22 protein-coding genes and 2 tRNA genes are annotated in these 26,347 nt (G+C 53.6%); 19 read left to right on the top strand and 5 right to left on the bottom strand.

Translation table 11 applies throughout. The features are described 5' to 3' along the window. Window positions 1-50: 50 nt before the first annotated feature. The 6 genes from rlmE (at window position 51) to LZ634_RS13040 (ending at window position 5,682) form a co-directional block, all read left to right on the top strand. Window positions 51-680 (top strand): 23S rRNA (uridine(2552)-2'-O)-methyltransferase RlmE, encoded by a 630-nt coding sequence (rlmE, locus tag LZ634_RS13065; RefSeq protein WP_061281660.1) that lies wholly within the window; start codon window positions 51-53, stop codon window positions 678-680. A gap of 98 nt (window positions 681-778) precedes the next feature. Next, complete coding sequence (gene ftsH / locus LZ634_RS13060; RefSeq protein WP_234505740.1) at window positions 779-2,713, top strand: ATP-dependent zinc metalloprotease FtsH; 1,935 nt, start codon at window positions 779-781, stop codon at window positions 2,711-2,713. A 131-nt stretch (window positions 2,714-2,844) separates the two neighbouring features. Next, window positions 2,845-3,693, top strand: a complete 849-nt coding sequence (gene folP / locus LZ634_RS13055) for a dihydropteroate synthase (protein WP_234505737.1) — start codon at window positions 2,845-2,847, stop codon at window positions 3,691-3,693. Further along, entirely contained in the window at window positions 3,686-5,023 is a 1,338-nt protein-coding gene (gene glmM, locus LZ634_RS13050) for a phosphoglucosamine mutase (protein ID WP_234505734.1), read from the top strand. The genes folP and glmM overlap by 8 nt, the downstream gene beginning before the upstream one ends. 225 nt (window positions 5,024-5,248) lie before the next feature. Next, window positions 5,249-5,581: a preprotein translocase subunit SecG gene (secG, locus tag LZ634_RS13045; protein WP_234505733.1), complete on the top strand. Its 333-nt coding sequence runs from the start codon at window positions 5,249-5,251 to the stop codon at window positions 5,579-5,581. Window positions 5,582-5,595: 14 nt separating this feature from the next. Next, window positions 5,596-5,682 (top strand) — tRNA-Leu (locus LZ634_RS13040). 117 nt (window positions 5,683-5,799) lie between these two features. On the opposite strand, the gene LZ634_RS13035 is transcribed toward LZ634_RS13040, so the two are convergent. Beyond that, window positions 5,800-6,336 (bottom strand): carboxymuconolactone decarboxylase family protein, encoded by a 537-nt coding sequence (locus tag LZ634_RS13035; protein WP_234505730.1) that lies wholly within the window; start codon window positions 6,334-6,336, stop codon window positions 5,800-5,802. Between the two features lie 116 nt (window positions 6,337-6,452). On the opposite strand from LZ634_RS13035, the gene LZ634_RS13030 reads away from it, so the two are divergent. Beyond that, a complete protein-coding gene (locus tag LZ634_RS13030; RefSeq protein ID WP_234505727.1) occupies window positions 6,453-7,358 on the top strand; it encodes an AraC family transcriptional regulator in 906 nt (301 codons plus the stop codon). 70 nt (window positions 7,359-7,428) lie between these two features. Here the strand turns inward: LZ634_RS13030 and argG are convergent, their stop codons facing one another. Further along, window positions 7,429-8,772: an argininosuccinate synthase gene (gene argG, locus LZ634_RS13025; RefSeq protein ID WP_234505724.1), complete on the bottom strand. Its 1,344-nt coding sequence runs from the start codon at window positions 8,770-8,772 to the stop codon at window positions 7,429-7,431. A gap of 335 nt (window positions 8,773-9,107) precedes the next feature. On the opposite strand from argG, the gene LZ634_RS13020 reads away from it, so the two are divergent. From LZ634_RS13020 to mtr, 12 genes are all read left to right on the top strand, one after another. Beyond that, window positions 9,108-9,184 (top strand) — tRNA-Met (locus tag LZ634_RS13020). 208 nt (window positions 9,185-9,392) lie between these two features. Beyond that, a complete protein-coding gene (rimP, locus tag LZ634_RS13015; RefSeq protein ID WP_052283650.1) occupies window positions 9,393-9,845 on the top strand; it encodes a ribosome maturation factor RimP in 453 nt (150 codons plus the stop codon). A 28-nt stretch (window positions 9,846-9,873) separates the two neighbouring features. Further along, window positions 9,874-11,361: a transcription termination factor NusA gene (gene nusA / locus LZ634_RS13010; RefSeq protein ID WP_234505719.1), complete on the top strand. Its 1,488-nt coding sequence runs from the start codon at window positions 9,874-9,876 to the stop codon at window positions 11,359-11,361. A 24-nt stretch (window positions 11,362-11,385) separates the two neighbouring features. Then, window positions 11,386-14,076, top strand: a complete 2,691-nt coding sequence (infB, locus tag LZ634_RS13005) for a translation initiation factor IF-2 (protein WP_234505715.1) — start codon at window positions 11,386-11,388, stop codon at window positions 14,074-14,076. Window positions 14,077-14,215: 139 nt separating this feature from the next. Then, window positions 14,216-14,617 carry a 30S ribosome-binding factor RbfA gene (gene rbfA, locus LZ634_RS13000; protein WP_052283653.1) on the top strand — a complete coding sequence of 134 codons (402 nt, stop codon included), beginning with the start codon at window positions 14,216-14,218 and terminating at the stop codon, window positions 14,615-14,617. After that, on the top strand, window positions 14,617-15,561 hold the full coding sequence (gene truB, locus LZ634_RS12995; protein ID WP_234505712.1) for a tRNA pseudouridine(55) synthase TruB: 945 nt from the start codon (window positions 14,617-14,619) through the stop codon (window positions 15,559-15,561). The genes rbfA and truB overlap by 1 nt, the downstream gene beginning before the upstream one ends. A gap of 152 nt (window positions 15,562-15,713) precedes the next feature. Further along, complete coding sequence (rpsO, locus tag LZ634_RS12990; RefSeq protein ID WP_035891092.1) at window positions 15,714-15,983, top strand: 30S ribosomal protein S15; 270 nt, start codon at window positions 15,714-15,716, stop codon at window positions 15,981-15,983. Between the two features lie 348 nt (window positions 15,984-16,331). Next, a complete protein-coding gene (gene pnp, locus LZ634_RS12985) occupies window positions 16,332-18,461 on the top strand; it encodes a polyribonucleotide nucleotidyltransferase (protein ID WP_234505709.1) in 2,130 nt (709 codons plus the stop codon). A gap of 110 nt (window positions 18,462-18,571) precedes the next feature. Beyond that, a complete protein-coding gene (nlpI, locus tag LZ634_RS12980) occupies window positions 18,572-19,456 on the top strand; it encodes a lipoprotein NlpI (protein ID WP_234505706.1) in 885 nt (294 codons plus the stop codon). 105 nt (window positions 19,457-19,561) lie between these two features. Next, the gene (yrbN, locus tag LZ634_RS12975) at window positions 19,562-19,642 is read left to right on the top strand and encodes a protein YrbN (RefSeq protein WP_187590287.1); all 81 of its coding nucleotides are present in this window, start codon (window positions 19,562-19,564) and stop codon (window positions 19,640-19,642) included. Next, window positions 19,635-21,599, top strand: a complete 1,965-nt coding sequence (locus LZ634_RS12970; RefSeq protein WP_234505703.1) for a DEAD/DEAH family ATP-dependent RNA helicase — start codon at window positions 19,635-19,637, stop codon at window positions 21,597-21,599. Before yrbN ends, LZ634_RS12970 begins: the two co-directional genes overlap by 8 nt. Window positions 21,600-21,744: 145 nt before the next feature. Next, complete coding sequence (gene mtr / locus LZ634_RS12965) at window positions 21,745-22,989, top strand: tryptophan permease (protein WP_234505700.1); 1,245 nt, start codon at window positions 21,745-21,747, stop codon at window positions 22,987-22,989. A gap of 88 nt (window positions 22,990-23,077) precedes the next feature. Here mtr and LZ634_RS12960 read toward each other — a convergent pair whose 3' ends face one another. The 3 genes from LZ634_RS12960 to ubiU all read right to left on the bottom strand — a co-directional run bounded on the left by LZ634_RS12960 (window position 23,078) and on the right by ubiU (window position 26,167). Next, window positions 23,078-24,085: a luciferase-like monooxygenase gene (locus LZ634_RS12960; RefSeq protein WP_234505697.1), complete on the bottom strand. Its 1,008-nt coding sequence runs from the start codon at window positions 24,083-24,085 to the stop codon at window positions 23,078-23,080. Window positions 24,086-24,284: 199 nt separating this feature from the next. Then, window positions 24,285-25,163 carry a U32 family peptidase gene (locus LZ634_RS12955; protein WP_234505695.1) on the bottom strand — a complete coding sequence of 293 codons (879 nt, stop codon included), beginning with the start codon at window positions 25,161-25,163 and terminating at the stop codon, window positions 24,285-24,287. An 8-nt stretch (window positions 25,164-25,171) separates the two neighbouring features. Beyond that, on the bottom strand, window positions 25,172-26,167 hold the full coding sequence (gene ubiU / locus LZ634_RS12950; protein WP_234505692.1) for a ubiquinone anaerobic biosynthesis protein UbiU: 996 nt from the start codon (window positions 26,165-26,167) through the stop codon (window positions 25,172-25,174). Window positions 26,168-26,347 lie beyond the last annotated feature (180 nt).

The following is a 26,347-nucleotide window of genomic DNA, read 5'->3' as shown; positions in this document are numbered from 1 at the left end:
TAGAAATTTACGCCATAGGCTACGATGAACTGCCCCGATGGGAATGTTAAATGACAGGTAAAAAGCGTTCTGCCAGTTCAAGCCGCTGGCTACAGGAACACTTTAGCGATAAATATGTTCAAGAGGCACAGAAAAAGGGGTTACGTTCCCGTGCCTGGTTTAAACTTGATGAAATACAGCAAAGTGACAAACTTTTTAAACCGGGGATGACGGTAGTCGACCTCGGTGCCGCCCCAGGAGGCTGGTCACAGTATGTGGTCACGCAGATTGGTGGCAAAGGCCGCATCATTGCTTGCGATCTTTTACCTATGGATCCAATCGTTGGTGTGGACTTCCTTCAGGGCGATTTTCGTGATGAACTCGTGATGAAGGCATTACTGGAACGTGTCGGTGACAGTAAAGTACAAGTTGTCATGTCAGATATGGCACCAAACATGAGCGGAACGCCGGCGGTTGACATCCCTCGGGCCATGTATCTGGTGGAACTGGCGCTTGAAATGGCTCGTGATGTGTTGGCGCCGGGCGGAAATTTTGTAGTGAAAGTGTTCCAGGGCGAAGGTTTCGATGAGTATCTAAGGGAAATTCGCTCCCTGTTTACGAAGGTCAAAGTTCGTAAGCCGGACTCTTCTCGTGCACGTTCACGTGAAGTGTACATTGTAGCGACCGGGCGAAAACCATAACCGGCAATTTCAGATGAAAGTTTGAAAGACACCGGATATAGCGTATCCTGACGCTGTTTTTAACACAGTTGTAATAAGAGGTTAATCCCTTGAGTGACATGGCGAAAAACCTAATACTCTGGCTGGTCATTGCCGTTGTGCTGATGTCAGTATTCCAGAGCTTTGGGCCCAGCGAATCGAACAGCCACAAGGTGGATTATTCTACCTTCCTGCAAGAGGTCAATAACGACCAGGTTCGCGAAGCGCGTATCAACGGACGTGAGATCAACGTTACCAAGAAAGATAGTAACCGTTACACGACCTATATTCCGGTTAACGATCCTAAGCTGCTTGATAACCTGCTGACGAAAAACGTCAAAGTGGTTGGCGAACCGCCTGAAGAGCCAAGCCTGCTGGCTTCTATCTTCATCTCCTGGTTCCCAATGCTGCTGCTGATCGGTGTCTGGATCTTCTTCATGCGTCAGATGCAGGGCGGCGGTGGCAAAGGTGCTATGTCGTTCGGTAAAAGCAAGGCGCGCATGCTGACGGAAGACCAGATTAAAACCACCTTTGCCGACGTCGCGGGCTGTGACGAAGCGAAAGAAGAGGTGGCTGAACTGGTTGAATACCTGCGCGAACCGAGCCGCTTCCAGAAGCTGGGCGGTAAAATTCCGAAAGGCGTCCTGATGGTCGGTCCTCCGGGTACCGGTAAAACCCTGCTGGCGAAAGCCATTGCGGGTGAAGCGAAGGTTCCGTTCTTTACCATTTCCGGTTCTGATTTCGTGGAAATGTTCGTCGGTGTCGGTGCATCTCGTGTGCGTGACATGTTCGAACAAGCTAAGAAAGCGGCACCGTGTATCATCTTCATCGATGAAATCGACGCCGTAGGCCGCCAACGTGGCGCGGGCCTGGGCGGCGGTCACGATGAACGTGAGCAGACGCTGAACCAGATGCTGGTTGAGATGGACGGCTTCGAAGGTAACGAAGGTATCATCGTTATCGCGGCAACTAACCGTCCGGACGTACTTGACCCAGCGCTGCTGCGTCCAGGCCGTTTTGACCGCCAGGTTGTGGTCGGTCTGCCAGACGTCCGTGGTCGTGAACAGATTCTGAAAGTGCATATGCGTCGCGTACCGCTGTCTCCGGACATTGATGCGGCAATTATTGCTCGCGGTACTCCAGGCTTCTCCGGTGCAGACCTCGCGAACCTGGTGAACGAAGCGGCTCTGTTTGCAGCACGTGGCAACAAGCGCGTGGTATCGATGGTTGAGTTCGAGAAAGCGAAAGACAAAATCATGATGGGTGCGGAACGTCGCTCCATGGTGATGACGGAAGCGCAGAAAGAATCTACCGCCTACCACGAAGCGGGTCACGCAATTATCGGTCGCCTGGTTCCGGAACACGATCCGGTGCATAAAGTGACCATCATTCCGCGCGGTCGTGCGCTGGGTGTGACCTTCTTCCTGCCTGAAGGCGACGCGATCAGCGCCAGCCGTCAGAAACTGGAAAGCCAGATCTCTACCCTGTACGGCGGTCGTCTGGCGGAAGAAATTATTTACGGCGTAGAACATGTGTCTACCGGTGCGTCGAACGATATTAAAGTCGCGACTAACCTGGCACGTAACATGGTGACTCAATGGGGCTTCTCCGACAAACTCGGTCCGCTGCTGTACGCGGAAGAAGAGGGCGAAGTATTCCTGGGCCGTTCTGTTGCTAAAGCCAAACACATGTCTGATGAAACGGCACGTATTATCGACCAGGAAGTGAAATCGCTCGTTGAACGTAACTACAATCGCGCGCGTCAGCTTCTGAACGAAAATATGGACATCCTGCATTCGATGAAAGATGCGCTCATGAAATATGAGACCATCGATGCGCCGCAGATTGATGATCTGATGGCTCGCCGCGATGTGCGTCCGCCAGCCGGTTGGGAAGAACAAGGTTCTTCATCCAACAATTCCGGCAGCAACGGTACACCGAGTGCGCCACGTCCGGTTGATGAACCACGTGCGCCAGACTCTGGCACGATGTCAGAACAGCTGGGCGACAAATAAGTTTTCCTTCGTGGATGACTGTGCTTAACCTAAAACCCTGGGGCTTGCCCCGGGGTTTTTTATACGCGTCATACTGCAACTTACATGACTTCGCGTATTTATCCTGAAATCAATAACCCAAAGGACTTGCTATGAAACTCACCGCCCAGGGCTCTATCCTGGATCTCTCCCATCCACACGTTATGGGGATCCTCAACGTCACGCCGGACTCTTTCTCCGATGGCGGAACGCATAACACGCTGGTTGAGGCGGTGAAGCATGCCAATCTGATGATTAATGCCGGAGCGACAATCATTGATGTCGGCGGTGAGTCCACCCGTCCTGGTGCGCTGGATGTGAGCGTTGACGAAGAGCTGGAACGCGTCATTCCGGTGGTTGAAGCGATTGCTCAGCGCTTTGAGGTGTGGATTTCTGTTGATACCTCAAAACCTGAGGTGATCCGCGAATCCGCGCGCGTTGGGGCGCATATCATCAATGACATCCGTTCTCTGAGCGAACCCGGTGCGCTGGAAGCCGCTGCAGAAACTGGCCTGCCGGTCTCTTTGATGCACATGCAAGGCGACCCGAAAACGATGCAGGACGCTCCGAAATATCAGGATGTCTTTGCCGAAGTGAACCAATATTTTGTTGACCAAATCGCCCGCTGCGAACGGGCGGGAATCTCAAAAGACAAATTGTTGCTCGACCCCGGGTTCGGTTTCGGTAAAAATCTGTCTCATAACTATGCATTACTGGCACGTCTATCAGAATTCCATCATTTTGGGCTACCGCTGTTTGTCGGTATGTCACGCAAGTCGATGATTGGCCAACTGTTGAACGTGGGGCCGTCGGAACGCCTGAGTGGCAGCCTGGCGTGTGCGGTGATTGCAGCCATGCAGGGCGCGCATATTGTTCGCGTCCACGATGTAAAAGAAACTGTAGAAGCGATGCGTGTGGTTGAGGCCACCCTGTCAGCGAAGGGAAATAAACGTTATGAGTAATCGCAAATATTTTGGTACCGATGGGATCCGTGGTCGCGTTGGTGATGCACCTATTACCCCTGATTTCGTCTTAAAGCTGGGCTGGGCGGCAGGTAAAGTACTGGCGAGCCACGGCTCACGTAAGATCATCATCGGTAAGGACACCCGCATCTCTGGTTATATGCTGGAATCTGCTCTGGAAGCCGGTCTGGCGGCGGCGGGTTTATCCGCTTCATTTACCGGCCCGATGCCAACGCCTGCAGTGGCCTACCTGACGCGTACCTTCCGTGCTGAAGCGGGTATCGTCATCTCCGCATCGCATAACCCGTTCTATGATAACGGTATTAAATTCTTCTCCATCGACGGCACCAAGCTGCCGGATGAAGTGGAAGAAGCCATCGAAGCCGAGATGGAAAAAGAGATTACCTGCGTTGATTCCGCCGAGCTGGGGAAAGCCAGCCGCATCGTTGACGCCGCCGGTCGCTATATCGAATTCTGCAAAGGCACGTTCCCGAACGAACTGAGCCTGAACGAGCTGAAAATTGTGGTCGACTGTGCGAACGGTGCCACCTACCACATCGCGCCGAACGTGCTGCGTGAGCTGGGCGCTAACGTTATCGCCATTGGCTGCGAGCCGAATGGCGTAAATATCAACGAAGAAGTCGGGGCGACCGATGTGCGTGCGCTGCAGGCCCGCGTGCTGGCTGAGAAAGCGGATCTGGGCATCGCGCTGGACGGCGACGGCGACCGCGTGATTATGGTCGACCACGAAGGCAACAAAGTCGATGGCGATCAGATTATGTATATCATTGCCCGCGAAGCACTGCGTCAAGGTCAGCTGCGCGGCGGTGCGGTGGGTACACTGATGAGTAATATGGGCCTGGAAGTGGCGCTCAAGCAGCTGGGTATTCCATTTACCCGCGCGAAAGTGGGTGACCGCTACGTGCTGGAGAAAATGCAGGAGAAAGGCTGGCGCATCGGCGCGGAAAACTCCGGCCATGTTATCCTGCTGGACAAAACCACCACTGGCGACGGCATTGTCGCTGGCTTGCAGGTCGTTGCGGCGATGGTTCGCAACCACATGACCCTGCATGACCTGTGCAGCGGAATGAAAATGTTCCCGCAGGTGTTGGTCAACATTCGCTACACCGACGGAAAATCAAACCCGCTGGAAAATGAGGCGGTGAAAGCCGTGACGGCGGAAGTAGAAGCTGCGCTGGGCAATCGTGGTCGCGTGCTGCTGCGTAAGTCTGGTACTGAACCACTGATCCGCGTGATGGTGGAAGGTGAAGACGACGCGCAGGTCAATGCGTTTGCGCACCGTATTGCCGATGCGGTAAAAGCGGTATAAGCAAACGCTAAGTGATTAAAAAGGCGGCGCTTGCCGCCTTTTTATGAAAGGTTTTCCGTGCTTTTGCTGTTTTTTTCCGCAGTTGATACAATGTGTGGAAATTGCCCTTGCGAAGGTCATTCGCTTTGGTTAGTATTCACACCCGCTTCAGTGGGAAACATAAGCATCCCGCTTTATTGGTTGAAGCACTTGGTACGCGGTGACCCCGCAAGGAACAGGTTGATTATGTACGAAGCTCTTTTAGTAGTTTTCCTTATTGTAGCGATTGGTCTTGTGGTCCTCGTTATGCTGCAGCAAGGTAAAGGCGCTGATATGGGAGCCTCCTTTGGAGCAGGCGCTTCCGGCACGCTGTTTGGTTCTAGTGGTTCTGGTAACTTCATGACCCGCATGACCGCAGTGTTTGCGACGCTGTTCTTCATCATCAGTCTGGTTCTGGGTAACATCAACAGTAACAAGACCAGTAAAGGAAGTGAGTGGGATAACCTGACTGCACCGGCTAAGTCCGAGCAGACTCAGCCAGCTGCACCGGCACAGCCGACCAGCGATATCCCACACTAAATAGTAGTATCTGTGCTGAGGTGGTGGAATTGGTAGACACGCTACCTTGAGGTGGTAGTGCCCTAACGGGCTTGTGGGTTCGAGTCCCATCCTCAGTACCAATATTCCGAAAGAAAGACGCTGAAAAGCGTCTTTTTTTTCGTCTGTATTTTCTATGCTGTTGTCGCGTAGGATAAGGCCGGATAAGGTGACGCCTCCATCCGGCAATCAAAGCTACATCAATCCGCTTTCGGGAAATCAACCACCGTATCATTCACCCGGTTCACCATATTGGTGAAGAGGATGGCGCTAATCGCGCTGATAATCTCAATCACCTGTCGATCGTCGAACCCGGCATTTTTCAGCGCAGTGACATCCGCCTGTGGCAGCGTACCGGTGGTGGTGACTACGGTTTGGGCAAATTTCACCAGTGCGTCAAGGTGTGCGTCTTCGGCATACTCGGCGTGGCGCAATTGACGAATCTGCTCGCTACTGAAGCCCGCTTTTTTCGCCATCATGCTGTGTGCGGCGAGGCAGTAGTCGCAGCCGGTGGTTTCGCTGACCGACAAGTTGATGGCTTCCAGTTCTTTCGCATTCAGGCTGCCTTTTTGCAGCATCGCGTTGTGCGCCAGCGCTTGTTGCAGCGCCGCCGGTGAGTGTCCACCGATAGCCAGATAGGCATTCGGTACTTTCCCTACTGCTTTCTTGATGCCCGCGAAAATTTCAGCGGCTTTACCTGTAGCATCTTGTTCACGAATTTCGGCTAAACGGCTCATGGTGTGCTCCTGTGATGTGAGGGTATGTTGTGTCAACGAGGACATCTTAGTGCCAGAGCGCGTGCTAGACTGGCCGTCTACGTCTCATCTTTTTGTCTTATCGTCTCAGGAGACATATGGATAGTCTGAGTCATCTATTAACGCTGCTAGCACCGCGCTGTGAAGTGAATTTGCACTGTCGTTTTGGCGGGCGATGGCAGGTGGGCCATGATCAAATGCGAGCAGGAATCGTGCCGTGGCATTTTGTGCTGCGTGGTGAAGGTCGGCTCACCGTTGGCAACCAGACCCGAGATATGCGTGCAGGGGATGTGATCTTATTGCCGCACGGTTCGCCGCATCTGATGGAAAGTCTGGTCGAATGGGGGCAGGTGCTGCCCGTTGCCCACCGCTTTAACGGGACGTTGACCGAAATGCGTACCGAAGCGCAAGGTGATGCGCTGGAGATGCTGTGCGGCGAGTTCTATTTTGGCCCACACGTCAGTTGGCTGTTTGCTGAAGAGGCCGAGTTGGTTCATCTGCACACCGATGAGCGCGCCGAGTGTCCGGAGCTGGAAATCTTGCTTAACGTGCTGGTGCGCGAAAGTATTACCGAGCGTCCCGGCGGTGCGGCGATTGTCCGTAGCCTCGGAGACACATTGTTGGTACTGCTGCTGCGTACATTGTTGGGGATGAAGGCGCCGCCGAGTGGCCTAATGCGTTTGATGAGTGATGAACGATTGATGCCTGCCGTACTGGCGGTGATGTCGACGCCGGAACAGCCCTGGACGATGGAAAGCATGGCCGCACGGGCATTTTTATCACGCGCCACTTTCGCCCGTCATTTTGCCCGCGTTTATCACCTTACGCCGCAGGCCTGGCTTTCGCAGCTGCGTATGGCAATGGCCGCGCGTTTGCTACAGCAAGACCGACAGGCTCGGCTGGATACAATTGCTGAACGTTGCGGGTTCCACTCGCAGGCATCGTTTTCAAAGACCTTTAAAAAACACTATGGCCTGACGCCGGGTGAATGGCGGCGGAAGTAATATTGGGTAGCACCAGCTTCTGGACGTAAAAAAGGCCGCTCGCGCGGCCTTTTGCATACAGCAGACAGGTTTACTTGGATTTATTTTCCAGGTTCTCTACCTGCGGCACGCCGCTTGTGGAGGAAGCAGACAGCAGGCCCGTTTTTGCATAGCCAAACAGCTTCTCACGGGTATCTGTGATATCCAGGTTACGCATGGTCAGCTGGCCGATACGATCTTCCGCGGTGAACATGGAGTCACCTTTCTCCATGGTCAGACGCTCTGCTTTATAAGTCAGGTTGTCGGAGACTGTGTTCATGATTGAGTAGTCATTACCACGACGCAGTTCCAGCGTCACTTCACCGGTAATCTGGCTGGCAACCCAACGCTGCAGGCTATCACGCAGCATCAGCGCCTGGGAATCGAACCAACGGCCCTGATACAGCAGACGACCCAGTTGGCGGCCATGTGCGTGGTATTGCTCGATGGTATCTTCGTTATGGATACCGGTCAGCAGACGCTCGTAAGCGATGTGCAGCAGCGCCATCCCCGGAGCTTCGTAGATGCCACGGCTCTTCGCTTCGATAATACGGTTTTCAATCTGGTCGCTCATACCCAGACCGTGACGGCCACCAATGCGGTTGGCTTCCATCATCATCTCAACGTCATCGCTGAAGGTTTTGCCGTTTAGCGCTACCGGATGACCCTGTTCAAAACGAATGGTCACTTCTTCAGCTGGAATTTTGACATTCTCATCCCAGAATTTCACGCCCATGATCGGGTTAACGATTTTAAGGCTGGAGTTCAGGAACTCGAGGTCTTTCGCTTCGTGCGTCGCGCCCAGCATGTTGGAGTCGGTTGAATACGCTTTTTCAACGGACATCTTGTAGTCAAAACCACAGGCGATCATGAACTCGGACATTTCATGGCGTCCGCCCAGTTCGTCGATAAAATCGGTATCCAGCCACGGTTTGTAAATTTGCAGCTCGGCGTTAGTGAGCAGGCCATAGCGATAGAAACGTTCAATATCGTTTCCTTTATAGGTACTGCCGTCACCCCAGATGTTAACGCCGTCTTCTTTCATGGCGGCAACCAGCATGGTCCCGGTCACGGCACGGCCCAGTGGAGTGGTATTGAAGTAGGTCAGCCCACCGGTGGTGTTATGGAATGCACCACACTGAATGGCGGCGATACCTTCAGCAACTAACTGCTTACGGCAGTCGATCAGGCGAGCGTTCTCTGCGCCATATTCCATAGCACGACGAGGGATAGCATCATAATCATCTTCGTCAGGCTGGCCCAGGTTTGCAGTATATGCATAAGGGACAGCGCCTTTTTTTCGCATCCACAGCAGCGCTGCGCTGGTGTCCAGACCGCCAGAGAAGGCGATACCAATACGTTGACCTGTTGGAAGATGCTTGAGAATCGTCGTCATAAAGTAAAACCCTGCTTAAGTGACTGAAGGTGGAATCGCCTTCCGCTGTCAGTGAATTTTTATGCAAAATAAATGAGTTTTAATTTAATCATCTTTTGCGCGGGACTGGAAGTGCTTCATGCATTTTTATTCAAAAAATCCGTGCTGCTAGCGAGAGTCGCTGGGGGTACCTTATCGCGACTGCAGACGCATTTCTTCTGCATAGAATGTGAGGTTGACAAGCTGTGATCGACATCACTATACTGTAGGTCGATTTTACGTCCCGTCCTCGGTACCAAATCCCAGCATTATTTGCATTTTTTACTCAAAACGCGTAAAATTTGCCACGTTTCAGGCGCGGGGTGGAGCAGCCTGGTAGCTCGTCGGGCTCATAACCCGAAGGTCGTCGGTTCAAATCCGGCCCCCGCAACCACTTTCCCTTAGAGTTCTTTTTCAAATATACTGTGAAGACTTAGGCCTTCGTAGCTGGATTTGAAAAAAATTCTATTCGGAAGGTTCTCCAGGCCGCAGTTGCGGCTATAGGGTTCAGTTATCTAAAGCCCCGATTTATCGGGGTTTTTTGTTATCTGACTACAGAATAACTGGGCTTTAGGCCCTTTTTTTATGTCTTGGGGGTGGGTTTGTCCACATTAGAGCAAAAATTAACAGAGATGATTACAGCGCCGGTTGAAGCCTTGGGCTATGAACTGGTCGGCATCGAATTTATTCGTGGTCGCACATCGACACTGCGCATCTATATTGATAGTGAAGATGGCATCAATGTTGACGATTGTGCTGATGTGAGCCACCAGGTCAGTGCGGTGATGGACGTTGAAGATCCGATCACCGTGGCCTACAACCTGGAAGTTTCTTCTCCGGGCCTCGATCGTCCTATGTTCACCGCGGAACACTACACGCGTTTCATGGGTGAAGAGGTAACGCTGGTCCTGCGTATGGCGGTACAGAACCGTCGTAAATGGCAGGGCATTATCAAAGCGGTGGACGGTGAAATGATCACTGTCACAGTCGAAGGTAAAGATGAAGTGTTCGCGCTGAGTAATATCCAGAAGGCGAACCTGGTTCCCCACTTTTAACAGTCTGGATTGAGGTGAAAAGCCCGCGATGAACAAAGAAATTTTGGCCGTTGTTGAAGCCGTCTCCAACGAAAAATCACTGCCACGCGAGAAAATTTTTGAAGCGCTGGAAAGTGCGCTGGCTACAGCAACCAAGAAAAAATACGAACAAGAAATTGACGTTCGCGTAGAAATTGACCGTCGTAGCGGCGATTTTGACACGTTCCGCCGTTGGGTTATCGTTGAAGAAGTCACCCAACCAACCAAAGAAATCACCCTGGAAGCCGCACGTTTTGAAGACGAAAGTCTGAACGTGGGTGAGTACGTCGAAGACCAGATCGAATCTGTGACCTTTGACCGTATCACTACCCAGACTGCTAAGCAGGTTATCGTACAGAAAGTACGTGAAGCTGAACGTGCGATGGTTGTTGATCAGTTCCGTGAACACGAAGGTGAGATCGTCACCGGCGTGGTTAAGAAAGTAAACCGCGACAATATCTCTTTGGATCTCGGCAACAACGCTGAAGCCGTTATCCAGCGTGAAGATATGCTGCCGCGTGAAAACTTCCGTCCAGGCGACCGTATTCGTGGCGTTCTCTATTCTGTACGTCCGGAAGCGCGCGGCGCCCAGCTGTTCGTCACCCGTTCTAAACCAGAAATGCTGGTTGAACTGTTCCGCATTGAAGTGCCGGAAATTGGCGAAGAAGTTATCGAAATCAAAGCTGCCGCTCGCGATCCAGGTTCTCGTGCGAAAATTGCCGTTAAAACTAACGACAAACGTATCGACCCGGTTGGCGCTTGCGTCGGCATGCGTGGCGCACGCGTTCAGGCGGTTTCTACCGAACTGGGCGGCGAGCGTATTGATATCGTCCTGTGGGATGATAACCCGGCGCAGTTCGTCATCAATGCGATGGCCCCGGCTGATGTTGCATCTATCGTGGTTGATGAAGACAAGCACACGATGGATATCGCCGTGGAAGCCGGTAACCTGGCGCAGGCGATTGGTCGTAACGGTCAGAACGTCCGTCTGGCGTCACAGCTGAGCGGCTGGGAACTCAACGTGATGACCGTTGATGACCTGCAGGCGAAGCATCAGGCTGAAGCGCATGCAGCCATTGATACCTTCACCAAATATCTCGATATTGATGAAGATTTCGCAACGGTACTGGTTGAAGAAGGCTTTGCAACGCTTGAAGAGTTGGCGTACGTGCCAATGAAAGAGCTGCTGGCTATCGACGGCCTGGATGAAGCCACCGTTGAAGCACTGCGCGAGCGTGCTAAAAACGCACTGACCACTCTGGCACTGGCCCAGGAAGAGAGCCTCGGTGATAATAAACCGGCTGACGATCTGCTGAATCTGGAAGGATTGGATCGTGAGATGGCCTTCAAACTGGCTGCCCGTGGTGTTTGTACGCTGGAAGATCTCGCCGAACAGGGCATTGATGATCTGGCTGATATCGAAGGGTTAACCGACGAAAAAGCCGGTGAGCTGATTATGGCTGCCCGTAATATTTGCTGGTTCGGTGACGAAGCGTAATAAACTGTAGCAGGAAGGAACAGTATGACAGATGTAACCGTAAAATCGCTGGCTGCAGAGATACAGACCTCCGTGGATCGCCTGGTACAGCAATTTGCTGATGCTGGTATCCCGAAGTCTGCTGATGACTCTGTGTCCGCGCAAGAGAAGCAAACCTTACTGGCGCATTTGAACCGTGAAAACGGTTCTGCCCCGGATAAGTTGACTTTGCAGCGCAAAACGCGCAGTACTCTCAACATTCCTGGTACCGGTGGAAAAAGTAAATCGGTACAAATCGAAGTCCGCAAGACACGCACCTTTGTGAAACGCGATCCGCAAGAGGCTGAACGCCTTGCCGCGGAAGAGCAGGCGCAGCGTGAAGCGGAAGAGCAAGCCCGTCGTGAGGCAGAAGAAACGGCCAAACGCGAGGCGCAACATAAAGCTGAACGCGAGGCCGCAGAACAAGCTAAACGTGAAGCCGCTGATAAAGCGAAACGTGAAGCTGCGGAAAAAGACAAAGTGAGCAATCAACAGACCGACGATATGACAAAAACCGCCCAGGCCGATAAAGCCCGCCGTGAAAATGAAGCAGCTGAGCTGAAGCGTAAAGCGGAAGAAGAAGCACGCCGCAAGCTTGAAGAAGAAGCGCGCCGCGTAGCGGAAGAAGCTCGCCGTATGGCAGAAGAAAACGAGAAAAATGGTGTGAATAACGCTGAACCGACTGAAGATACCAGCGATTATCACGTCACCACCTCTCAGCATGCTCGCCAGGCTGAAGACGAAAACGACCGTGAAGTTGAAGGCGGCCGCGGCCGTACTCGCAGCACGAAAGCGGCTCGTCCAGCGAAAAAAGGCAACAAGCACGCTGAATCTAAAGCCGATCGTGAAGAAGCGCGTGCAGCGGTTCGTGGCGGTAAAGGCGGTAAGCAGCGTAAAGGTTCCTCCCTGCAGCAGGGCTTCCAGAAGCCAGCTCAGGCAGTTAACCGTGACGTTGTGATTGGCGAAACCATCACCGTTGGCGATTTAGCGAACAAGATGGCGGTCAAAGGTTCTCAGGTCATCAAAGCGATGATGAAACTGGGCGCAATGGCGACCATCAACCAGGTCATCGACCAGGAAACCGCACAGCTGGTTGCCGAAGAGATGGGCCACAAAGTTATCCTGCGTCGTGAAAACGAGCTGGAAGAAGCGGTAATGAGCGACCGTGACACTGGCGCACAGGCTGAGCCACGTGCACCGGTTGTGACCATCATGGGTCACGTTGACCACGGTAAAACCTCTCTGCTGGACTACATTCGTTCAACGAAAGTCGCCTCTGGCGAAGCGGGCGGCATTACCCAGCACATCGGTGCATATCACGTTGAAACTGAAAACGGGATGATCACCTTCCTGGATACCCCGGGCCACGCCGCGTTTACCTCTATGCGTGCTCGTGGTGCTCAGGCAACGGATATCGTTGTTCTGGTTGTTGCAGCAGATGACGGCGTGATGCCGCAGACCATCGAAGCTATCCAGCACGCGAAAGCTGCTCAGGTGCCGCTGGTTGTTGCTGTGAACAAAATCGATAAGCCAGAAGCCGATATGGACCGCGTTAAGAACGAACTGTCTCAGTACGGCGTTATGCCGGAAGAGTGGGGCGGCGAATCTCAGTTCATCCCAGTATCTGCGAAAGCCGGTACCGGTATTGATGACCTGCTGAACGCTATCCTGCTGCAGGCAGAAGTTCTGGAGCTGAAAGCTATCCGTAACGGTATGGCGAGCGGTGCCGTGATCGAATCCTTCCTGGATAAAGGTCGTGGCCCAGTAGCTACCGTCCTGGTCCGTGAAGGTACCCTGAACAAGGGCGATATCGTACTGTGTGGCTTCGAATATGGCCGTGTTCGTGCAATGCGTAACGAACTAGGTCAGGAAGTTCTGGAAGCGGGTCCATCTATCCCGGTTGAAATCCTGGGTCTGTCCGGTGTGCCGGCTGCCGGTGACGAAGTGACCGTGGTTCGTGACGAGAAGAAAGCGCGTGAAGTTGCACTGTATCGTCAGGGCAAATTCCGTGAAGTTAAACTGGCTCGTCAGCAGAAATCTAAACTCGAGAACATGTTTGCTAACATGACCGAAGGCGAAGTTCACGAAGTGAACATCGTTCTGAAGGCTGACGTTCAGGGTTCTGTGGAAGCGATCTCCGACTCCTTGCTGAAACTGTCTACTGACGAAGTTAAAGTGAAGATCATCGGTTCTGGCGTAGGTGGTATCACCGAAACCGACGCAACCCTGGCTGCTGCATCCAACGCTATCCTGGTTGGCTTCAACGTTCGTGCGGATGCATCTGCGCGTAAAGTGATTGAATCCGAAAGCCTGGATCTGCGCTACTACTCCGTCATCTATAACCTGATCGACGAAGTGAAAGCGGCAATGAGCGGCATGCTGTCTCCGGAACTGAAACAGCAGATCATTGGTCTGGCTGAAGTTCGTGACGTGTTCAAATCACCGAAATTCGGTGCGATTGCCGGCTGTATGGTTACCGAAGGTACCATCAAGCGTCACAACCCAATCCGCGTTCTGCGCGACAACGTGGTTATCTATGAAGGCGAGCTGGAATCCCTGCGCCGCTTCAAAGATGACGTTAACGAAGTCCGTAACGGTATGGAATGTGGTATCGGCGTTAAGAACTACAACGACGTTCGCGTTGGCGATATGATCGAAGTGTTCGAGATCATCGAGATTCAACGTACCATCGCATAATCTTCGTCGTCTTTAGGGCTGCTTAGTTGCGGCCCAAAGTCCTTAGACGATGATGTTGTGTAGGCCGGGTAAGCGAAGCGCCACCCGGCAATTATTTCAAAAGGGGCTGATAGCCCCTTTTTTGTCTGGAGAATTTATTATGGCGAAAGAATTTGGTCGCCCGCAGCGCGTGGCCCAGGAGATGCAAAAAGAGATTGCTCTCATTCTGCAGCGTGAGATTAAAGACCCGCGCCTGGGCATGATGACGACCGTTTCCGGCGTTGAAATGTCCCGTGACCTGGCCTATGCCAAAGTGTTTGTTACCTTCCTGAACGACAAAGATGAAGCGGCCGTCAAAGCCGGCATCAAAGCGCTGCAGGAAGCGTCTGGCTTCATCCGCTCGCTGCTGGGTAAAGCGATGCGCCTGCGTATCGTGCCGGAACTGACCTTCTTCTACGACAACTCGCTGGTTGAAGGGATGCGTATGTCTAACCTGGTCAGCAACGTGGTGAAACATGACGACGAACGTCGTGTTAACCCGGACGACAGCAAGGAGGACTGATGAGTCGTCCTCGTCGTCGCGGCCGTGATATTCACGGCGTATTGTTGCTGGACAAGCCGCAGGGCGCATCCAGCAATGATGTGCTGCAAAAGGTAAAGCGTATTTATAACGCCAACCGCGCTGGCCACACCGGCGCGTTGGATCCGCTGGCAACCGGCATGCTGCCGATTTGCCTCGGGGAAGCCACGAAGTTCTCCCAGTACCTGCTGGACTCCGACAAACGTTATCGGGTGATTGCGCGCTTAGGGCAGCGTACCGATACCTCAGATGCCGACGGGCAGATTGTGGAAGAACGTCCGGTGAACTTCAGTGATGCCCAATTAGCCGACGCGCTTGAGAGTTTCCGTGGTGACATCCAACAGGTGCCATCCATGTACTCCGCGCTGAAGTATCAGGGTAAAAAGCTGTATGAATACGCCCGCCAGGGGATTGATATTCCGCGTGAAGCTCGCCCGATTACCGTTTACGAACTGCTGTTTATTCGTCACGAAGGTAACGAGCTGGAGCTGGAAATTCACTGCTCAAAAGGCACCTATATTCGTACCATCATTGACGACTTGGGTGAGAAGCTTGGCTGTGGCGCGCACGTGATTTTCCTGCGCCGTCTGGCGGTCAGTAAATACCCGGTTGATCGTATGGTGACGCTGGAGCAGCTGCACGCGCTGGTTGAACAGGCACAGCAGCAGGGCATCCCAGCGGCGGAACTGCTCGACCCACTATTGATGGCGATGGACAGTCCCGCTTCGGATTATCCTGTCGTTAATCTTCCGCTCACATCGTCGGTTTACTTTAAAAACGGTAATCCGGTACGCACTAACGGCGCCCCGCTTGATGGGCTCGTTCGTGTCACCGAAGGCGATGAAGGGAAATTTCTCGGTATGGGGGAAATCGATGACGAAGGCCGCGTGGCTCCACGCCGCCTGGTGGTCGAATACCCCGAGTAAGCCTGACTCTGTGGCTTGCGATAACTGAGCGCTGCGGGTAGAATATCGCGGCTTAACATCTGCGTAATTGTTTAACAATTGGTGGATGTTATATCAGGGGCTGCTGAATTAGAGATCGGCACCCTTTCTTTCTTTTAAATTTGGAGTTCAAAATGTCTCTAAGCGTTGAAGCTAAAGCACAAATCGTTTCTGAGTTCGGTCGTGGCGCAAACGACAGCGGTTCTACCGAAGTACAGGTTGCACTGCTGACTGCACAGATCAACCACCTGCAGGGTCACTTTGCAGAGCACAAAAAAGATCACCACAGCCGTCGTGGTCTGCTGCGCATGGTTTCTCAGCGTCGTAAACTGCTCGACTACCTGAAACGTAAAGATGTTGCACGCTACACCGCGCTGATCGAGCGTCTGGGTCTGCGTCGCTAACTCTAGCGAGTTTCAGAAAGAGGGGCCTTTATGGCCCCTTTTTTCCACCAGACGACAGCAATTTATGAGAAAAATGTACCCGCAAAATAACGGTCTGATGCCCAGGTAAAGCCATCTTGTTTAGACAAAATTGAGCTGGAATTACCAACACAGCAGTATTTTGAAAGATAACGGGTATAATGTATTGTTGTTGTACATATTCTTCGTTGCAGAGGTTCGCGCGGCTAATGAGAGGCTTTACCCGGACCGGGTTAGGATTGTCATTAGTCGCGAGGATGCAAAGAAGATCGGTTTCATTGGCTGGCACACCACAGGGTGTTCCGCCGCATATTAAGAAAGGATAGAATTTTGCTTAATCCGATCGTTCGTAAGTTCCAGTACGGCCAACACACCGTGACGCTGGAAACCGGCATGATGGCGCGTCAGGCGACCGCAGCCGTTATGGTTAGCATGGATGACACCGCGGTATTCGTTACCGTTGTTGGCCAGAAAAAAGCGAAACCAGGCCAGGACTTCTTCCCGCTGACCGTTAACTATCAGGAACGTACTTACGCAGCTGGCCGTATCCCAGGCAGCTTCTTCCGTCGTGAAGGCCGTCCAAGCGAAGGCGAAACCCTGATCGCGCGTCTGATTGACCGCCCGGTTCGTCCGCTGTTCCCGGAAGGCTTCGTGAACGAAGTTCAGGTTATCGCCACCGTTGTTTCCGTTAACCCACAGATCAACCCAGATATCGTGGCAATGATCGGTGCATCCGCTGCGCTGTCCCTGTCCGGTATTCCATTCAACGGCCCAATCGGTGCTGCACGCGTAGGTTATATCAATGACCAGTACGTGCTGAACCCGACTCAGGACGAACTGAAAGAAAGCAAACTGAACCTGGTTGTTGCCGGTACCGAAGGTGCCGTGCTGATGGTTGAATCCGAAGCAGAACTGCTGAGCGAAGACCAGATGCTGGGTGCTGTCGTGTTTGGTCACGACCAGCAGCAGATTGTTATCAAAGAAATCAACGAACTGGTGAAAGAAGCCGGTAAACCACGTTGGGACTGGCAGCCAGAAGAAGTTAACGAAGCGCTGAACGCGCGCGTGGCAGCACTGGCTGAAGCGCGCCTGAGCGACGCTTACCGCATCACTGACAAACAAGAGCGTTATGCTCAGGTTGGCGTGATCAAGTCTGAAACCATCGCGACGCTGGTTGCAGAAGATGAATCCCTGGACGCTAACGAACTGGGTGAAATCCTGCACGCTATCGAGAAAAACGTTGTTCGTAGCCGCGTACTGGCAGGCGAGCCGCGGATCGATGGCCGCGAAAAAGACATGATCCGTGGTCTGGACGTGCGTACTGGCGTACTGCCGCGTACCCACGGCTCCGCACTGTTCACCCGTGGCGAAACTCAGGCGCTGGTTACTGCGACCCTGGGCACCACCCGTGATGCGCAGAACCTCGACGAACTGATGGGCGAGCGTACTGACAACTTCCTGTTCCACTACAACTTCCCTCCGTACTGCGTCGGCGAAACCGGCATGGTTGGTTCTCCGAAGCGTCGTGAAATCGGTCACGGTCGTCTGGCTAAACGCGGCGTGCTCGCTGTGATGCCTGATCTGGACAAATTCCCGTACACCGTACGTGTTGTGTCCGAAATCACCGAATCCAACGGTTCCTCTTCCATGGCTTCCGTGTGCGGTGCTTCCCTGGCGCTGATGGACGCAGGCGTGCCGATTAAAGCGGCCGTTGCGGGTATCGCGATGGGTCTGGTGAAAGAAGGCGAGAACTACGTTGTTCTGTCTGACATCCTGGGCGACGAAGACCACCTGGGCGATATGGACTTCAAAGTTGCGGGTTCCCGCGACGGTATCTCTGCGCTGCAGATGGATATCAAAATTGAAGGCATCACCAAAGAAATCATGCAGGTTGCTCTGAACCAGGCTAAAGGTGCACGTCTGCACATCCTGGGCGTGATGGAACAGGCGATTAACGCGCCGCGCGGCGACATCTCTCAGTTCGCTCCGCGTATCCACACTATTAAGATCAGCCCAGACAAGATCAAAGACGTTATCGGTAAAGGCGGTTCTGTTATCCGCGCGCTGACCGAAGAGACCGGCACCACCATCGAAATCGAAGATGACGGTACAGTGAAAATCGCAGCAACCGACGGTGAAAAAGCGAAATACGCGATTCGTCGTATCGAAGAGATCACGGCAGAAATCGAAGTTGGCCGTATCTACAACGGTAAAGTGACCCGTATCGTTGACTTTGGCGCATTCGTTGCCATCGGTGGCGGTAAAGAAGGTCTGGTCCACATCTCTCAGATCGCTGACAAGCGTGTTGAGAAAGTGACCGACTACCTGCAGATGAACCAGGAAGTACCGGTTAAAGTCCTGGAAGTTGATCGTCAGGGCCGCGTACGTCTGAGCATCAAAGAAGCAACCGAGCAGTCCTCTGCCGCACCGGAAGCTCCGGTAGCAGAACAAGGCGAGTAAGGTTTGCCTTTTGCCCTCCGTATTTGCGGAGGGCACATTTAGCTGGCCGGATGCCTTGTTTGCAGCGGGGGACAGGACGTTCATCCAATTGTTGTCTTCGGGAGTGGGAAATGAAGCCTTTTTTGCGCTGGTGTTTCGTTGCGACAGCACTCACGCTGGCAGGATGCAGCAACTCTGCCTGGCGTAAGAGTGAAGTCCTCGCGGTGCCATTGCAACCGACTTTACAGCAGGAAGTAATCCTGGCACGCATGGAACAAATACTTGCCAGTCGGGCTTTAACCGATGACGAACGCGCACAGCTTTTATATGAGCGCGGAGTGTTGTATGATAGTCTTGGTTTGAGAGCACTGGCGCGCAACGATTTTTCGCAAGCGCTGGCTATCCGACCTGATATGCCTGAAGTATTCAATTACTTAGGCATTTATTTAACGCAGGCAGGCAATTTTGATGCTGCCTATGAAGCGTTTGATTCTGTACTTGAGCTTGATCCAACTTACAATTATGCGCACTTGAACCGCGGCATCGCGCTTTATTACGGTGGCCGTGCGAAATTAGCGCAAGATGATCTGCTAGCGTTTTATCAAGACGATCCCAATGATCCTTTCCGCAGCCTGTGGCTATACCTCGCTGAGCAGAAGCTCGATGAGAAGCAGGCCAAAGTCGCGTTGAAGCAACGCTTCGACAAATCGGATAAAGAGCAATGGGGATGGAACATTGTCGAGTTCTACCTGGGCAACATTGACGAAAAATCGTTAATGGAACGCCTGAAGGCGGACGCAACGGATAACACCTCGCTCGCTGAGCATCTCAGTGAAACCAACTTCTATTTAGGTAAGTACTACCTAAGTCTGGGGGACAAGGACAGCGCTGCGGCACTGTTCAAACTGGCGGTTGCCAACAACGTACACAACTACGTTGAGCACCGATACGCATTGTTGGAATTAGCGCTCTTGGGCCAGGAGCAAGACGACCTGGCAGAATCGGACCAGCAATAGCTGACGTACACATCAGCCCGTAATCACATTTGATTGCCATCACCTTCACGGGTGAGGGAGTTGTTGTTCGTTAATACATCTACTTTGAGCCGGTTCACACTTTTAATGAAAATTACCGAAAATTTTCACGATAAGTTATGTAGACTGGCCGCCATTAATTTTGAGGCACACGTACTACATGGCTGAATTCGAAACCACTTTTGCAGATCTGGGGCTTAAGGCTCCTATCCTTGAAGCCCTTAACGATCTGGGTTACGAAAAACCATCTCCGATCCAGGCTGAGTGTATCCCACACCTGCTGGGCGGCCGCGATGTTCTGGGTATGGCCCAGACTGGTAGCGGTAAAACCGCAGCGTTCTCTTTGCCGCTGCTGAACAACCTTGATCCTGAGCTGAAAGCACCACAGATTCTGGTGCTGGCCCCGACCCGCGAACTGGCGGTTCAGGTGGCTGAAGCAATGACTGATTTCTCTAAACACATGCGCGGCGTGAACGTGGTAGCCCTTTACGGCGGCCAGCGTTATGACGTGCAGTTACGTGCCCTGCGTCAAGGGCCACAAATTGTTGTCGGTACCCCGGGTCGTCTGCTGGACCACCTGAAGCGCGGCACTCTGGACCTCTCTAAACTGAGCGGTCTGGTGCTGGACGAAGCTGATGAAATGCTGCGTATGGGCTTTATCGAAGACGTTGAAACCATCATGGCTCAGATCCCAGAAGGTCATCAGACCGCTCTGTTCTCTGCAACCATGCCGGAAGCTATTCGTCGTATTACCCGTCGTTTTATGAAAGAGCCACAGGAAGTACGCATCCAGTCCAGCGTAACCACTCGCCCGGATATCAGCCAGAGCTTCTGGTCTGTATACGGCATGCGTAAAAACGAAGCGCTGGTACGTTTCCTGGAAGCGGAAGATTTTGATGCGGCGATTATCTTCGTTCGTACCAAAAACGCGACTCTGGAAGTGGCTGAAGCCCTGGAACGTAGCGGCTATAACAGCGCCGCGCTGAACGGTGACATGAACCAGTCCCTGCGTGAGCAGACTCTGGAACGTCTGAAAGACGGTCGTCTGGACATCCTGATCGCGACCGACGTTGCGGCACGTGGTCTGGACGTTGAGCGTATCAGCCTGGTTGTTAACTACGACATCCCGATGGACTCCGAGTCTTACGTTCACCGTATCGGCCGTACCGGTCGTGCGGGTCGTGCTGGCCGTGCGCTGCTGTTCGTTGAGAACCGCGAGCGTCGTCTGCTGCGCAACATCGAACGCACCATGAAGCTGTCTATTCCAGAAGTAGAACTGCCGAACGCAGACCTGCTGGGCAAACGCCGCCTGGAGAAATTCGCCGCTAAAGTACAGCAGCAGCTGGAAAGCAGCGATCTGGATCTGTACCGTGGTCTGCTGGCTCAAATCAAGCCGACTGCTGAAGGCGAAGAGCTGGATGTTGAGACCCTGGCTGCAGCACTGCTGAAAATGGCACAGGGCGAACGTTCTCTGATCGTTCCACCAGATGCGCCAATGCGTCCTAAGCGTGAATTCCGCGAGCGTGACGAGCGTTTTGAACGTCGCGATCGTAACGACCGTGGTCCACGCGATCGTAATGACCGTGGCGGCGAAGATCGTCCTAAGCGTGAACGTCGTGAAGTTGGCGATATGGAACTGTACCGCATTGAAGTTGGCCGTGATGATGGCGTTGAAGTTCGTCACATCGTTGGCGCTATCGCTAACGAAGGTGATATCAGCAGCCGTTACATCGGTAACATCAAGCTGTTCGGTACTCACTCTACTATCGAACTGCCAAAAGGCATGCCGGGCGAAGTACTGCAGCACTTTACTCGTACTCGCATCCTGAACAAACCGATGAACATGCAGCTGATGGGTGATGCCCAGCCGCGCCCTGACCGTGGTGGTCGCGGTGGTGAGCGTCGCGAAGGCGGTCGTGCATTCGGTGGCGAACGTCGTGAAGGCGGTCGCGGTGAAGGCCGTGGTTTCGGTGGTGAGCGTCGTGAAGGCGGTCGTGGTGATGGTCGTCGTTTCAGCGGCGAACGTCGTGACGGCGGCAACCGTGCGCCGCGCCGTGATGATGCTGGTGCAGCACCGCGTCGTGATGACTCTACCGGTCGTCGTCGTTTCGGCGGTGACGCATAAGCTTCATAGCTTATTAGCGTAAAGTAAACGATACAGCCCCGATCTTAACGATTGGGGCTTTTTTTATTTCATTTGTACTCATGTACTGGTACAGTGCATCACATTGAAATGCAGTAGCAAAATAATAAACTGGAGAAAAGGCTGTATGGCGACACTAACCACCACCCAAACGTCACCTTCGCTGCTTGGCGGCGTGGTGATCATCGGCGGCACAATCATTGGTGCGGGAATGTTCTCCCTGCCAGTCGTGATGTCCGGTGCGTGGTTCTTCTGGTCAATGGCGGCGCTGGTGTTTACCTGGTTCTGTATGCTGCACTCGGGGCTGATGATCCTTGAAGCGAACCTCAACTATCGAATTGGCTCGAGCTTCGACACCATCACCAAAGATTTGCTGGGCAAAGGCTGGAACATTGTTAACGGCATCTCCATCGCCTTTGTGCTCTATATCCTGACCTACGCCTACATCTCGGCCAGCGGCTCGATTCTGCATCATACCTTTGCGGAAATGTCGCTAGACGTCCCAGCGCGCGCCGCAGGTTTCAGCTTCGCGCTATTGGTGGCGTTTGTGGTGTGGTTAAGCACCAAAGCGGTAAGCCGAATGACGGCCATCGTGCTGGGGGCGAAGGTGATAACCTTCTTCCTGACCTTCGGCAGCCTGATGGGCCACGTCACGCCAACGACGTTGTTTAACGTTGCTGAGAGCAACGCATCGTATACGCCGTACCTGCTGATGACCCTGCCATTCTGTCTGGCGTCTTTCGGCTATCACGGTAACGTGCCGAGCCTGATGAAATACTACGGCAAAGATCCGCGCACCATCGTGAAATGTTTGGTCTACGGAACGCTGCTGGCGATGGCGCTCTACACCGTATGGTTGCTAGGAACGATGGGCAATATCCCGCGCCCTGAGTTTATCGGCATCGCGCAGAAGGGCGGTAACATCGATGTGCTGGTGCAGGCGCTGAGCGGCGTGCTCAATAGCCGGAGTCTGGATCTGTTGCTGGTGGTATTCTCTAACTTTGCGGTGGCGAGTTCGTTCCTGGGCGTGACGCTGGGCCTGTTTGACTACCTGGCGGACCTGTTTGGTTTTGATGACTCCGCGCTGGGCCGCTTCAAAACGGCGCTGTTGACCTTCCTGCCGCCGATTATCGGTGGCCTGCTGTGGCCGAACGGATTCTTGTATGCGATTGGATACGCGGGTCTGGCTGCTACTATCTGGGCGGCAATCGTGCCAGCGCTGCTGGCGCGTAAATCCCGTAAACGCTTTGGTAGCCCGAAATTCCGTGTCTGGGGCGGTAAGCCGATGATTGCGCTGATTCTGGTGTTCGGCGTTGGTAACGCACTGGTGCATTTCCTGTCGAGTTTTAATTTACTGCCGGTCTATCAGTAAACCGCAGCGCCCGGTGGCGCTGCGGTTACCGGGCCTACAGGACATGTAGGCCCGGTAAGGCGTAGCCGCCATCTGGCAGATAAAAAGACTATCCCAACAAATCTTTTTTCACATCCATCGCCAAATCAAACGAATGTAAACGCGCCTGATGGTCAAAGATCTGGCCGTTGACCATAATCTCGTCCGCCTGGGTTTCACGCAGAACTGACTCCAGCCCGTGACGCACTTTCTCTTTATCGCCAACCAGCGACATGCCTAAAGCCTGATCGACGCCGTATTTCTCCGACGGCGACCAGAATTTACTCATATCTTCAATCGGTGGCGGCAGCTGGCTGGTTTCACCGCGGCGCAGTTTAGTGAAGGCCTGCTGCATAGAAGTGAAGAGGAATTCCGCATCACGGTTGCTGTCGGCGGCGATAATATTGATACACACCATGGCGTAGGGTTTTTCCAGACGCGCCGATGGCTTAAAGTGGGTGCGGTAGAGATGCAGTGCCTGGAACAACATATCCGGGGCGAAATGCGAGGCAAAGGCGAACGGCAACCCAAGCTGCGCTGCCAGCTGCGCACCGTAAAGACTTGAACCCAGCAGCCAGACGGGGATCTTCTCGCCGTAGCCCGGCACTGGGCGCACCTGCGGGTTTGGATCGCGGGCGTCGAACCAATCGACCAGTTCCGCCACATCGCGTGGGAAGTTATCAATATCGCCACTCATATGGCGGCGCAGTGCGCGCATGGTCGGCTGATCGCTGCCCGGGGCGCGGCCAAGGCCAAGATCGATGCGTCCTGGATAGAGCGTATTGAGCGTCCCGAACTGCTCGGCTATCACCAGCGGCGAGTGGTTGGGCAGCATGACGCCGCCTGAGCCCAGGCGCAGCGTAGTGGTATTGGCCGCCAGATAGCCAATCAATACCGACGTGGCCGCGCTGGCAATGCCAGTCATGTTGTGGTGTTCGGCCAGCCAATAGCGATGGTAGCTGCGCTTTTCAGCGAGCTTGGCGAGGTCGAGCGAATGGGAGAAGGCTTCCCGTGCGGAAGAACCCTGAGGGATCGGCGCGAGGTCGAGCACCGAGAATGCAACGGTTTTGTCAGTCATAAAGGCTCACTTTGCTACAGCATATACACTTCGTCTTTCAGGTGGGACCACTATTCGCGGTGAAAAGCCTGAATGATTCAATGCATAGTCATCAGATTGAAGGTCTTCTTCCAGCCGGGTGAGACCCGGCCAGAAAAGCTGCAACTTTAATAATGCATTAAAAACTGATGACTGTTGTTAACAAAGTGAGCGGTTTTTATCAGGCCTGCAGTTCCAGCCCGGCCAGACGTTTCCAGTAACCATTACAATCACTGTTGGCGGTCAGCGGCAGCGGCGCGGTGCCGTTTTCGTTGGCGCGGAAGGCGTCGAGCATAGCGAAGGTTTCATTACCCATCGGCGACAGGCGCACCATGTCGACCAGCCCGTGCATTGAGGTCAGCTCATTGCCCAGGTTATAGACGTAGCCGCTCATGGTCTGGATACCGTTAAGCACGAACACCTGCTGATTTTCCTGCGACAGCATGCTGCGCCCGGTAGGGTATTTGATGCAGCAGGTCTCGCATTCATCTTTCGGTTTGTCTTCGGAACGCGCGGTAAAGCAGCGAGCAGAGTAGGCCAGCGGCAGATGACCATAACTCAACACTTCGACTTCAAACTTATCGCGAATGCCCAGCTCTTCACATTGATTGAGCAGGTTGACCAGCCAGTCGCGCGACAGCTCGACCGGCATACACCAGCGGGTCATGCCCTGTCTTTGCAGTACACGCAGGGTCACGGCGTTGTAGCAGTTCAGCGCGTGGCCAGCCACGAATGGCAGCTTACGCTCGGCGCACAGATTTACCACGCCGAGGTCGCTGGCTTCCACCAGGAAATCGCCGTTTTCAACATAGCGTTTGAGTTCACCCAGCTCGGATGACGCCTGAACCAAAGCGAGGGTCGAGAGCACCACCTGCTTGCCGCTGCCGGCGAGGGATTTGGCCATATCCAGCCAGTCGCCGACTTTAGTGGCGCGACGTTTGCTGCACACCGCTTCGCCCAGATAAATGGTATCGGCGCTGCTGGTCGCGGCCTGCTGGTAAAAATCTTCCAGCGTCTCTTTTGACCAGTAGTAAAGCACTGGCCCTAATGAATATTTCATTGCTGTTCCTACTGCCATTTACGGTGATACGCACCGAGGGTGGTCTGAGTCCCTTCGGACATGGAGCCAAGCGTCTCCATCCAGGAAGCCTGTGGGACGAAATTCTGCGGATCGGCTTTGCAGCGATCAATCGCCTGACGCCAGACTTTGGCGACCTGGCTGACGTACGCGGGGCTACGCTGACGGCCTTCGATTTTCACCGATGCGATATTGGCGGCTAACAGTTCCGGCAGCAGCTCCAGGGTGTTGAGGCTGGTCGGTTCTTCCAGCGCGTGATAGCGCTCGCCGTCGACCAGATAGCGTCCTTTGCACAGCGTCGGATAACCGGCGTTTTCACCATCCTGATAACGGTCGATCAGCACTTCATTAAGACGTGATTCCAGCCCCTGTGGCGTTTGTTGCCAGCGCACGTAGCGTGCAGGCGAACAGGCACCGACGGTGTTCGGCGACTCACCGGTCAGGTAGGAGGAAAGGTAGCAGCGGCCTTCGGCCATAATGCACAGGCTACCGAACGCGAAGACTTCCAGCGGTACCGGGGTGACGCGGGCCAGCTGCTTCACCTGGTGAATCGACAGCACGCGCGGCAGGACCACACGGTCAACCTCGAAGTTGCGATGGTAGAAATTAATCGCCTCTTCATTGGTCGCCGATGCCTGAACGGAGACATGGCGCTCAATATGCGGGTAGCGCTCTGCGGCATACTCAAGCATAGCGAGGTCGGCGAGGATCAGCGCATCGGCACCCAGCTGTGCCGCCATATCCACCGCACGTTGCCAGCGCACGTAGCCATCGGGATGCGCAAAGGTATTGATGGCGATATGCAGTTTGCGGTTATGCTGGTGAACGAAGTTTACCGCTTCCTGCAGCTTCTTCTCGGTGAAGTTAAGACCGGCGAAATGGCGGGCGTTGGTATCATCCTTCAGCCCGATATACACCGCATCGGCACCGTTTTCGATAGCCGCCTTAAGCGCCGGAAGGTTTCCGGCAGGGCAGAGCAACTCCATAATTCTTCCTGAGTTCGCGGCCCAGCAGGGGCGCATTATTGTTAATGATTAGGGATTTTAGTTAACCTATCGCTAATCATTTTTGATTTGAGGCAGACAAAAGCGTATTGATGACGCCAATAATCCCTCTGCCTCACGACATAATTGTTGATTTACGCCGCTATGTCGTTTATCTGATAT

This window comes from Kluyvera intermedia (genome assembly GCF_021440345.1).
Taxonomy (GTDB): domain Bacteria; phylum Pseudomonadota; class Gammaproteobacteria; order Enterobacterales; family Enterobacteriaceae; genus Kluyvera; species Kluyvera intermedia_A.
The sequence above is the reverse complement of the archived record's forward strand: the minus strand, read 5'-3'. Positions and strand labels throughout refer to the sequence as shown.